General features: G+C 74.3%; 2 protein-coding genes. Both read right to left on the bottom strand.

Features of this window, described 5'->3' with window-relative positions:
• On the bottom strand, nt 1-8,279 hold an 8,279-nt coding region (locus AC0B61_RS36520), incomplete at its 3' end, for a type I polyketide synthase (RefSeq protein ID WP_471746750.1).
• Between the two features lie 337 nt (nt 8,280-8,616).
• A partial coding sequence (locus AC0B61_RS36515) for a type I polyketide synthase (RefSeq protein ID WP_471746748.1) occupies nt 8,617-11,651 on the bottom strand: 3,035 nt, incomplete at its 5' end.

Below are 11,651 nucleotides of genomic sequence, written 5' to 3'. Positions count from 1 at the left end.
GCCGAACCCAGCACCGCCCACGAACCGGCCTCGGCCGCCGGCAGCGCCTGCACCGACCAGTCCAGCCCGAACAACGCCTCGTGCGCCGCCTCCCGACCCCCGGACAGCTGGTCGGCGGTGATCCGGCGGAAGACCAGCGAATCGGTCGAGGCGACCGGACTACCGGTGCCGTCGGCCATGACCAGGGAGACGCCGTCCTGCCCGGACGGGGTCAGCCGGATGCGCAGCACGGACGCGCCGGTGGCATGCAGGGACACGCCGTTCCAGGCGAACGGCAGACCGGTCCCCTCGCCGTCCTCGGCGTTCCGGGCGGTGCCCAGGGCGACGGCGTGCAGGGCCGCGTCGAAGAGCGCCGGGTGGACACCGAAGCCGTCGACCGACGTCCCCTCGGGCAGCTCGACCTCGGCGTAGACGGCGTCCTCAAGGCGCCAGGCGGCGCGCAGGCCCCGGAACACCGGGCCGTAGACCAGACCGCTCACGGCCAGGCCCTCGTACAGGTCCTCCACCTCGACCGGCTCGGCACCCTTCGGCGGCCACACCGACAGGTCGAAGGACGGTTCCCCGGCACCGGCCGCCAGGAAGCCGGCCGCGTGCCGCGTCCACGGCTCCACGGTGTCCGCCTCATCCAGGCGGGAGTAGACGGCCACCGGGCGGCGGCCCAGCGCGTCGGCCGCCTCGACGATGACGCGCAGCACCAGGGCACCGCGCTCGGTGAGGACCAGCGGGGCCTGGAGCATCAGCTCCTCGACCTGGCCGAAGCCCACCTGGTCACCGGCGTGGATCGCCAGCTCCACCAGGCCGGTGCCCGGCAGGACGGCGGAGCCCATCACCAGGTGGTCGGCGATCCACGGGTGCGACTGGAGGGAGAGCCGGCCCGTGAGGACCAGCGTGTCCGACTCCGGCAGGGCGACGGCAGCGCTCAGCAGCGGGTGGCCGATGGCCACCTGGCCGAGCACGGAGACATCGCTCGCCGGAGCGCCCATCTCCAGCCAGAAGTGCTGGTGCTGGAAGGCGTACGTCGGCAGGTCGACGCGCTGGGCGCCGCGGCCGGCGAACACCGCCACCCAGTCCAGCTCGGATCCACGGGCGTGCAGGCCGGTGACGGCCTGGGTGAAGGACAGCGCCTCGGGGCGCTCCTTGCGCAGCACCGGGGCGAAGTGACCGTCGGCGATCTCCTGGGCAAGGGCGGAGAGGGTCCCGTCCGGGCCCAGCTCCAGGAAGTCGGTGACGCCCTGGGCGGCCAGGTAGGCGATGCCGTCGGCGAAGCGGACCGCCTCGCGGACGTGGCGCACCCAGTACTCGGGGGACGTCAGCTCGGTCGCCAACTCACCCGTGACGTTGGACACGACGGCGAACGTCGGCTCGGAGTAGGAGAGTTCCGAAGCGACCGTCCGGAACTCGGCCAGCATCGGCTCCATGCGCGGCGAGTGGAACGCGTGGCTCACCCGCAGCCGGCGGCCTCGCCGGCCCTCCGATTTCCAGTGCTCCAACACCTCCAGCACGACGGCCTCGTCACCCGAAACCACCACCGACGAAGGCCCGTTGACCGCCGCGACAGCGATCTCCGCCTCCCGGCCGGCCAGCAGCGGCAGCACCTCCGCCTCCGTCGCCTCGATCGCCGCCATCGCACCGCCGACGGGCAGCGCCTGCATCAGCCGGCCACGCGCCTCCACCAGCTTGGCCGCGTCCTCCAGCGACAACACCCCAGCCACATGCGCGGCAGCGATCTCACCCACCGAGTGCCCCACCAGGAAGTCCGGCTTCAGACCCCACGACTCCACCAGACGGAACAGCGCCACCTCCACCGCGAACAACGCCGCCTGCGTGTACGCCGTCCGGTCCAGCAGCTCCGACCCCTCGAAGACCAGGTCCTTCAGCGGCACATCCAGGTGCAGATCCAGGTAGGCGCACACCTCGTCGAAGGCCGCCGCGAACACCGGGAAGGTGCCGTACAGTTCACGGCCCATCCCCGCCCGCTGGCTCCCCTGCCCCGTGAACAGGAACGCCAGCTTGCCCCGGCCCACCGTCTCGCCGGAAACCTCACCGCTCGCCAGACCGGCCAGCCCGGCCAGCAGCTCCTCCCGGCTCGTGCCCGAGACGACGGCCCGGTGCTCGAAGCGGGAGCGCGACAGCGCCAGCGAGTAGCCGACGTCCACCGGTTCAAGCTCCGGCCGCTCCCCGACGAAGGCCGCCAGGTTCGCGGCCTGGTCGCGCAGTGCGCCCTCGGACTTGCCCGACACCACCCACGGCACCGGAGCGTCGACCGTCACCTCGACGGGCTCGGCCGACTCCTCCACCGGGGCCTGCTCGAGAATGGTGTGCACATTGGTGCCGCTGACGCCGAAGGAGGACACCGCCGCCCGGCGCGGACGGCCGAGCTCGGGCCACGCCCGGTTCTCGGTGAGCAGCTCCACCGCGCCGGCCGACCAGTCGACGTGCGGGGTCGGCTCGTCCACGTGCAGGGTCCGCGGAAGGACGCCCTCCCCCATCGCCATGACCATCTTGATCACACCGGCGACACCGGCCGCCGTCTGGGTGTGGCCGATGTTCGACTTGATCGAGCCGAGCCAGAGCGGCTCGGTGCCCTCGCGGCCCTGCCCGTAGGTGGCGATCAGGGCCTGGGCCTCGATCGGGTCGCCCAGCCGGGTGCCGGTGCCGTGCGCCTCCACCACGTCCACGTCGCCCGTGGTCAGCCCGGCGCCGGCCAGGGCCTGGCGGATGACGCGCTGCTGGGACGGGCCGTTCGGCGCGGTCAGACCGTTCGACGCGCCGTCCTGGTTGACCGCCGAACCGCGCACCACCGCAAGGACCTTGTGGCCCTTGGCCTGCGCGTCCGACAGCCGCTCCAGCACGAGCAGGCCGGCACCCTCGGACCAGCCGGTGCCGTCGGCGGCGCCCGCGAAGGCCTTGCAGCGGCCGTCGCCGGAGAGGCCGCGCTGGCGGCTGAACTCGACGAAGGCGCCGGGGGTGGCCATGACGGTGATACCGCCCGCGAGGGCCATGTCGCACTCGCCCTGGCGCAGCGACTGCGCGGCGAGGTGCAGGGCCACCAGGGAGGAGGAACAGGCGGTGTCGACGGTGACCGCCGGGCCCTCGAGGCCCAGGGTGTACGAGACGCGGCCGGAGATGACCGACGACTGGGTGCCGGTGAGGAAGTAGCCCTCGGTGCCCTCGGGAGCGTCGGCGTCGATGCCGTAGCCCTGCGAGCCGGCGCCGATGAAGACGCCGCCCTGGGTGCCGTGCAGGGACAGCGGGTCGATGCCCGCGCGCTCCAGCGCCTCCCAGGCGGCCTCCAGCAGCAGGCGCTGCTGCGGGTCCATGGCGAGCGCCTCGCGCGGGGAGATCCCGAAGAAGCCGGCGTCGAAGCCGCCCGCCTCCTCGATGAACCCGCCCTCGTAGGCGTAGGTGGTGCCGCTCGCCTCGGGGTCCGGGTCGTACAGGTCGTCGATGGGCCAGCCGCGGTCGGTCGGGAACGGCGTGATCGCGTCGCGGCCGTCCAGGACGAGCCGCCACAGTGCCTCGGGCGTGTCGACGCCGCCGGGGTAGCGGCAGCTCATGGCGACGATGGCGATGGGCTCGTCGGCGGTGAGTGCGGTGGCGACGGCGGGCAGCGCCGCAGTGGTGTCGGCGCCGACCAGCTCGGTGCGGATGTGGTCGGCCACGGCGGTGGCGGTCGGGTAGTCGAAGACCAGCGTGGTCGGCATCCGGAGCCCGGTGGCGCCGTTGAGCCGGTTGCGGATGTCGACGGCGGTGAGCGAGTCGAAGCCGAGCTCGCGAAAGGCGGCGCCGGGCTCGATAGCGGAGGCCTCGGCGTGGCCGAGGGCGGCGGCGGCCTGGGTGCGCACCAGCTCCAGGACGATCGCGTGCTGCTCGGCCCCGCTCAGGCCGGCGAGCCGCTGGGCGAGGGCGTTGCCGCCGGTGGGGGTGGTCGGGGCCGGGGCCTCGACGGCGTCCAGGACGCGCCGGACCTCGGGCAGGCCTCCGATCAGCGGGCGCTGCCGAACGGCGGAGTAGGCGGGGGCGAAGCGCTCCCAGTCCATGTCGGCGATGGAGACGGTGGTCTCCTCGTGCTCGACGGCCTGGACGAGGGCGGAGACCGCGAGTTCGGGGCTCATCCGCTTGAGGCCGACGCGCAGCATCGCCTCCTCGTCGCCGTCGGTGCCCATGCCGCCGCCGCCCCACAGGCCCCAGGCGATGGAGGTGGCGGTACGGCCCTTGGCACGGCGCTGCTCGGCGAAGGCGTCCAGGAAGGAGTTGCCCGCCGCGTAGGCGCCCTGGTCCGCGCCGCCCCAGACGGCGGCGTTGGACGAGAAGAGCACGAAGGCGTCCAGCGGCCGGTCGCCCAGCAGGTCGTCCAGGTGGGTGGCGCCGGCGGCCTTGGCGGCGACGATCCGGGCGACCTCGCCCAGGTCGGTGGTCATCAGGGCGCCGGTGTCGCCGACGCCGGCGGCGTGGACGACGGCGGTGAGCGGCAGGGCGTCGGCCTGCGCGTCGATCCGCTCCAGAACGGCGGCCAGTGCCTCGCGGTCGCCCGCGTCGCAGGCCTCGAAGGTGACCCGGGCGCCGGACCCGGCCAGCTCCGCGGCCAGTTCGCTCGCACCGGGGGCCCGGTCACCGCGCCGGCTGGTGAGCACCAGGTGCTCGGCGCCGTTGGCGGCCGCCCAGCGGGCGACGTGGCCACCGAGGGCGCCGGTGCCGCCGGTGATCAGGACCGTGCCGCGCGGCGTCCACGAGCCGCCGGCCTGGTCGGCGAGCGAGGAGCGGACGAGACGGCGGCCGAACACGCCGGTCGCGCGGATCGCGAGCTCGTCCTCGCCCCCGCCGGACAGCACGTCGGCGAGCCGGCCGACGGCACGGTCGTCGACGGTGCCGGGCAGGTCGACCAGACCGCCCCAGCGGTTCGGGTGCTCCAGGCCGGCCACCCGGCCAAGGCCCCAGACCTGGGCCTGCGCGGGATCGGCGGCGAGGTCGGAGCGGCCGACGGAGATGCCGCCGCGGGTGGCGAGCCAGAGCGGGGCCTCGACGCCCGCGTCGCCGAGCGCCTGGACGAGGGTGAGCGTCCCGGCGAGCCCGGCGGGCACCAAGGAATGGGCGGCGTGCGGGGCTACGTCGAACCCGAGCAGCGACAGTACGCCGTTCAGGGGGGTGTCACCGGCCGCCGCGCGGACCCGCTCGGCGAGCGCGGCGCGGTCGGTGTCGGCCGCGTCCCAGTCGACCCGGACGGCCACGCCGCCGCGCGCCGTCAGAGCACGCTCGGCGGCGGACACCCAGGCGTCCCCGGCGGCCTCGCCGGCCGGGACCACCAGCAGCCAGGTGCCCGAGACACCGGCGGTGGGGGCGGAGGAGAGCGGCTTCCAGGTGACGCGGTAGCGCCACGAGTCGACGGTGTCGCGCTGACGGCTCTGCCGGCGCCAGGTCGACAGCACGGGCAGCGCGGCCTCCAGCCAGGCCGGCTCGGCGCCGTCGACGGAGAGCGCGGCGGCGAGGGCGGCGGTGTCCTCCCGCTCGACGGCCTCCCAGAAGCGCGTCTCCTCGGGTGCGGCGGCGCCGGCGGTGGCCGGCTCCTCGGGCGCGGCCGACTCCAGCCAGTAGCGCTGGTGCTGGAAGGCGTAGGTGGGCAGGTCGGTGCGGCTCGCGCCGCGGCCGGCGAACACCGCCTCCCAGTCCAGCTCGGAGCCCCGGGCGTGCAGGCCGGTGACGGCCTGGGTGAAGGTCAGGGCCTCGGCGCGGTCCTTGCGCAGGACGGGGGCGAAGTGGCCGTCCGTGATGTCCTGGGCGAGGGCGGAGAGGGTGCCGTCCGGGCCCAGCTCCAGGAAGTCGGTGACACCCTGGGCGGCCAGATACGCGATGCCGTCGGCGAAGCGCACCGCCTCACGGACATGGCGCACCCAGTACTCGGGAGACGTCAGCTCGGTCGCCAACTCACCCGTGACGTTGGAGACCACGGCGAACTTCGGCTCGGAGTAGGAGAGTTCCGAAGCGACCGTCCGGAACTCGGCCAGCATCGGCTCCATCCGCGGCGAGTGGAACGCGTGGCTCACCCGCAGCTGACGGCCCTTACGACCCTGCGCCTTCCAGTGCTCCAACACCTCCAGCACGACGGCCTCGTCACCCGAAACCACCACCGACGAAGGCCCGTTGACCGCCGCGACAGCGATCTCCGCCTCCCGGCCCGCCAGCAGCGGCAGCACCTCCGCCTCCGTCGCCTCGATCGCCGCCATCGCACCGCCGACGGGCAGCTCCTGCATCAGCCGGCCACGCGCCTCCACCAGCTTGGCCGCGTCCTCCAGCGACAACACCCCAGCCACATGCGCGGCAGCGATCTCACCCACCGAGTGCCCCACCAGGAAGTCCGGCTTCAGACCCCACGACTCCACCAGACGGAACAGCGCCACCTCCACCGCGAACAACGCCGCCTGCGTGTACGCCGTCCGGTCCAGCAGCTCCGACCCCTCGAACACCACATCCTTCAAAGGCAGTTCGAAGCGATCGCACACCTCGTCGAACGCCGCCGCGAACACCGGGAACGTGCCGTACAACTCCCGGCCCATCCCCGCCCGCTGACTCCCCTGCCCCGTGAACAGGAACGCCAGCCCGCCGACCGAGGCGGCCCACCCGCCGACGACGCCCAGGTCGGTCCGGCCCTCGGCCACCGCCGCCAGGCCCGCGAGCAGCTCGTCCCGGCCAGCACCCGACACCACCGCACGGTGGTCGAACCGGGCCCGTGCCACCGCCAGCGAATAGCCGACGTCCACCGGCGACAGCTCCGGCCGCTGCTCGACGAACGCCGCCAGGTTCGCGGCCTGGTCGCGCAGTGCGCCCTCGGACTTGCCCGACACCACCCACGACAGCGGGGCGATGACGGCGGCCTCCGCGACCTCCGCCGGCTCCTCCGCCGGGGCCTGCTCCAGGATCACGTGCGCGTTGGTGCCACTGATGCCGAACGACGACACCGCCGCCCGGCGCGGACGCCCGACCGCCGGCCAAGCCCGTGCCTCGGTCAGCAGCTCCACCGAGCCCGCCGACCAGTCGACCTTGGTCGAGGGCCGGTCCACGTGCAGGGTCTTGGGCATGACGCCGTGGCGCAGCGCCATGACCATCTTGATGATGCCACCCGCGCCGGCCGCCGCCTGGGTGTGGCCGACGTTGGACTTGAACGAGCCGATCCACAGCGGGTTGTCGGCCGGGCGTTCCTGACCGTAGGTGTTGATCAGGGCCTGGGCCTCGATCGGGTCGCCCAGGCTGGTGCCGGTGCCGTGCGCCTCGACCACGTCGATCTGGTCGGAGGAGAGCTGCGCGTTGTCCAGCGCCTGGCGGATGACGCGCTGCTGCGAGGGGCCGTTGGGCGCGGTCAGGCCGCTGCTCGCACCGTCCTGGTTGACGGCGGACCCCCGCACGACGGCCAGCACCTTGTGGCCGTTGCGGCGTGCGTCGGACAGCCGCTCCAGCAGCAGCATGCCGACGCCCTCGGCGAAGCCGGCGCCGTCGGCGCGGTCGGAGAAGGCCTTGCAGCGGCCGTCGGCCGAGAGGCCGCCCTGACGGGCGAGGTCGATGAAGGCCTCGGGGGTGGACATGACCGTGGTGCCACCGGCCAGTGCCATCGTGCACTCGCCGTTGCGCAGGGCCTGCACGGCCAGGTGCAGGGTGACGAGCGAGGAGGAGCAGGCCGTGTCGACGGAGACCGCCGGGCCCTCCAGACCCAGGGTGTAGGAGATCCTTCCGGAGGTGACGCTGTACGCGTTGCCGGTGCTGAGGTACCCCTCGACGTCCTCGGGGAGGCGGTCGAGCCGGGTCGCGTAGTCCTGGTACATCACGCCGGCGAATACGCCGGTCCGGCTTCCGCGCAGCGAGTGCGGGTCGATTCCGGCGTGCTCGAAAGCCTCCCAGGAGATTTCCAGGAGAAGGCGCTGCTGCGGGTCCATCGCGAGCGCCTCGCGGGGGGAGATCCCGAAGAATGCGGGGTCGAACTGCGCCGCGTCGTAGAGGAATCCGCTTTCCCGGTTGTAGAACGTTCCGGGCTTCTCCCGGTCCGGGCTGTAGAGCCGTTCGATGTCCCATCCGCGGTCGGACGGAAGGGCGGACACCGCGTCCCTGCCCTCGGCGACCATCTCCCAGAGTTCCTCGGGGGAATTGGCGCCACCGGGATAGCGGCAGCTCATTCCCACGATGGCGATGGGCTCGTGCGCCCGCGAGTCGGCCTCGTTCAACAGCTGCTTCGTCTGCTGCAGATCGGCCATTACCCGCTTGAGGTAGTCGCGAAGCTTCTGCTCATTCTGCATCTAAAGCAACCTCTTGAGGAGCGCGGCGGGACATCGACATGACTTCACATGCGACGCTAGGAGCTGGCTCCCCGCGGCGGCCACCCCTAGCGTCCCTAGTCGCCCCCCTACGACCCCGGAGGGGCGGGAAATACCGCGTGGCCAGGGATGTTCGGGCCCGCCGGACAGGACGTACGGGACCGGCCCGGTACGGAGGAACCGCGCGGGGGCAGGGGGTGGAGGGGCTCGACGGAGGTTCGGTGCGGTGACGCGGAACAGCCGTCCGGACGGCCGAGGGGCGGCCTTCCGGACGGCTGGGGCGGGCTGGGGCGGGCGTGCCCTGCCGGCCCGGCGGGGGTCAGCCCAGGCCGAGCTCCTGGTCGATCAGCGCGAACATCTCGTCGTCGCTCACCGCGTCCAGGTCCGTCACCACGGCGGCGGCGCCGGCACCGCCGCCGGACACCACCACGGATCGGCCCAGGGCGGCCAGCAGGCCCTGGAGGCGGTTGACCACCTTGTCCCGGTCCTCGTCCGACAGCTCCGCGGCCGACAGCGTGGCCTCCAGCCGGCCGAGGTCGGCGTGCACCGGGGCGGCTCCCCGGACGGCGGGGCCGGCGCTGATCCGGGTGCCGAGGTGGCCGGCGACCGCACCCGCCGACGGGTAGTCGAAGATCAGGGTGGCGGGCAGCCGCAGCCCGGTCGCCCCGTTGAGCCGGTTGCGTAGCTCCAGGGCGGTCAGCGAGTCGACGCCGAGGTCGATGAAGCCGCGCCCGGCCTCGACCTGACGGTGGCTCGTGAAGCCGAGCACCTTGGCCACGTTGACCTGCACCAGCTCCAGCAGGACCTCGGCCCGCTTCTCCTCGCTCAACCCGGCGATCCGACGGGCCAGTTGCTCCACCGGGGACTCGCCCGACGCGCCGGCGGTCGCCGCCTCGCGCCGGGCCGGGACGCGGACGAGCCCGTCGAGCAGGGCCGTGAGGTCGCCGGCCGCGGCCTGGGCCCTCAGCTGCGGCAGGTCGAGCCGCACCGGCACGATCACGGCCTCGGCGGTCGCGAGCGCGGCGTCGAGGAGCTCCAGGCCCTCCGCCGAGGGGATCGTCGCCAGGCCCGAACCGGTGATGCGCTGCACGTCGCCGGAGCCGAGCTTGGAGGTCAGCTCGCTGCGCTGCTCCCACAGGCCCCAGGCCAGGGAGTGGGCGGTGAGCCCGGCGGCGCGGCGGTGCCGGGCGAGGGCGTCCAGAAAGACGTTCGCCGCAGCGTAGTTGGCCTGGCCGGGGCCGCCGAAGACGCCCGCGGCGGACGAGAACAGCACGAAGGCGTCGAGCTCCAGGTCGCGGGTCAGCTCGTGCAGGTTGACGGCCGCGTCCACCTTCGGGCGCATGACCGCCGCCAGCCGCTGCGCAGTGAGCGAGCCGATCACGCCGTCGTCCAGGACGCCGGCTGTGTGGACGACGCCGGTGAGCGGGTGCTCGGCCGGGACGGTCGCCAGCAGCGCCGCCAGCGCCTCGCGGTCGGCGGCGTCGCAGGCAGCGACGGTCGCCTCGGCGCCGAGCCCGGCCAGTTCGGCCACCAGCTCGGCGACGCCCTCGGCCGCCGGGCCGCGCCGGCTGGTCAGGAGCAGGCGGCGGACACCGTACCCGGTCACCAGGTGACGGGCGACGAGCCCGCCGAGCGAGCCGGTTCCGCCGGTGACCAGCACCGTTCCGCCGGGGGCGAACCGGGGAGCGCCGCTCCCGTCCGCGTCGGCCGCGTCGGACCCGGCGGGCTGCTCGACGCGGGCCAGCTTCGGCACGTACAGCACGCCGTCGCGCAGGGCCAGCTCCGGCTCCACGGAGGCGGCGGCCAGCGCCAGCACGTCGTACCCGACGGACTCGGCGCCGTCCGGGTCCAGGTCCAACAGGACGAACCGCCCGGGGTTCTCGGCCTCGGCCGAACGCACCAGGCCCCACAGGGCCGCGTGCACCAGATCGGTCGGCGCCGCGTCGGCCCGCCCGGCCGTCGCGCCCCGGGTGACCATCAGCAGCCGGGCGCCGTCCAGCCGGTCCGCCGCCAGCCAGTCCCGCACCGTCTCCAGGGCGCGCGCGGTCGCGGACCGCGCGTCCTCGGCGAGCGTCGTCAGGGTGTCCGCGGGGCCCGCCGGTGCCCACGACAGGCAGACCGTGTCCGGCGCCCGGCCGCTCTCCTCGACGGCCGCGAGCAGCTCGGTGAGGCCCGGGTGGACGGACACCCCGCCGGCGATGTCCTTCAGCGCGCCGTGCAGCCCGAACGCGTCCTCGCCCAGCGCCGCCCAGCTGCCCGTGGCCGGCGCGACCGCCGGGGCCGGTGTCCACGCCACGTGGTAGAGCGGCCGGGCCGCACCGCCCGCCGAGGACAGCTGCCGGGCGGACACCGGCCGGGTCGCCAGGCCCTCGACGGAGACCACCGGCGCGCCCGTGGCGTCCGCGGCGGCCAGGGTGATCCGCTTCTCCTCGTCCATGGTGAGGCGCACCCGTAGGTGGGAGGCGCCCTCCGCGTGGAAGGTGACACCGGCCCAGGAGAACGGGAGCCGGACCTCGGGCTCCTCCTCCGCACCGTCCGCCGCACCGGCGGCCCGGGCGGCGACCCGGTGGTTCACGGCGACGATCGAGGCGTGCAGCGCGGAGTCCAGCAGCGCCGGGTGGACGGAGAACCCGCGGGTCGCGGTGCCCTCCGCGAGCTCCACCTCGGCGAAGACCTCCTCGCCGCGCACCCAGACCGCGCGCAGACCCCGGAAGACCGGACCGTACTCGTAGCCCTGCTCGTTCAGACCCTCGTACAGCCCGTCCAACCCGATCTCCTCCGCCCCGGCCGGCGGCCAGGACAGCAGGTCGGCCTCGACGGTGACGGGGGCCGCGCCGAGCGCGCCCACGGCGTGCGTCGTCCACGGCTCCTCTGCGGCGCCGTCCGGGCGGGAGTGGACACCGACCGAACGGTGCCCGGACGGCTCCGCCGCGCCCACGACGACCTGCACCTGCAGGGCCCCGGTCGCCGGGAGCACCAGCGGGGCCTGGATGGCCAGTTCCTCGACCTGCCCGTACCCGACCTGGTCACCGGCGTGCACGGCCAGCTCCACCAGGCCCGTGCCCGGCACCAGGACCGTGCCCATCACGGCGTGGTCCGCCAGCCACGGGTGCGAGCGCAACGAGACCCGGCCGGTGAACACCGTGGTGTCGGTGCCGGCGGGCGTCACCGCGGCGCCGAGCAGGGCGTGCCCCGTCGCGGCCAGTCCGAGCCCGGCGGCGTCGCCGGCGGAGGCGCCGCCCTCCAGCCAGTAGTGCTGGTGCTGGAAGGCGTAGGTCGGCAGGTCGGTGCGGCTCGCGCCGCGACCGGCGAACACCGCCTCCCAGTCCAGCGCGGCACCCCGGGCGTGCAGGC

Source organism: Kitasatospora sp. NPDC023385 (assembly GCF_055664045.1).
This window is presented reverse-complemented; position numbering and strand designations above follow the sequence as displayed.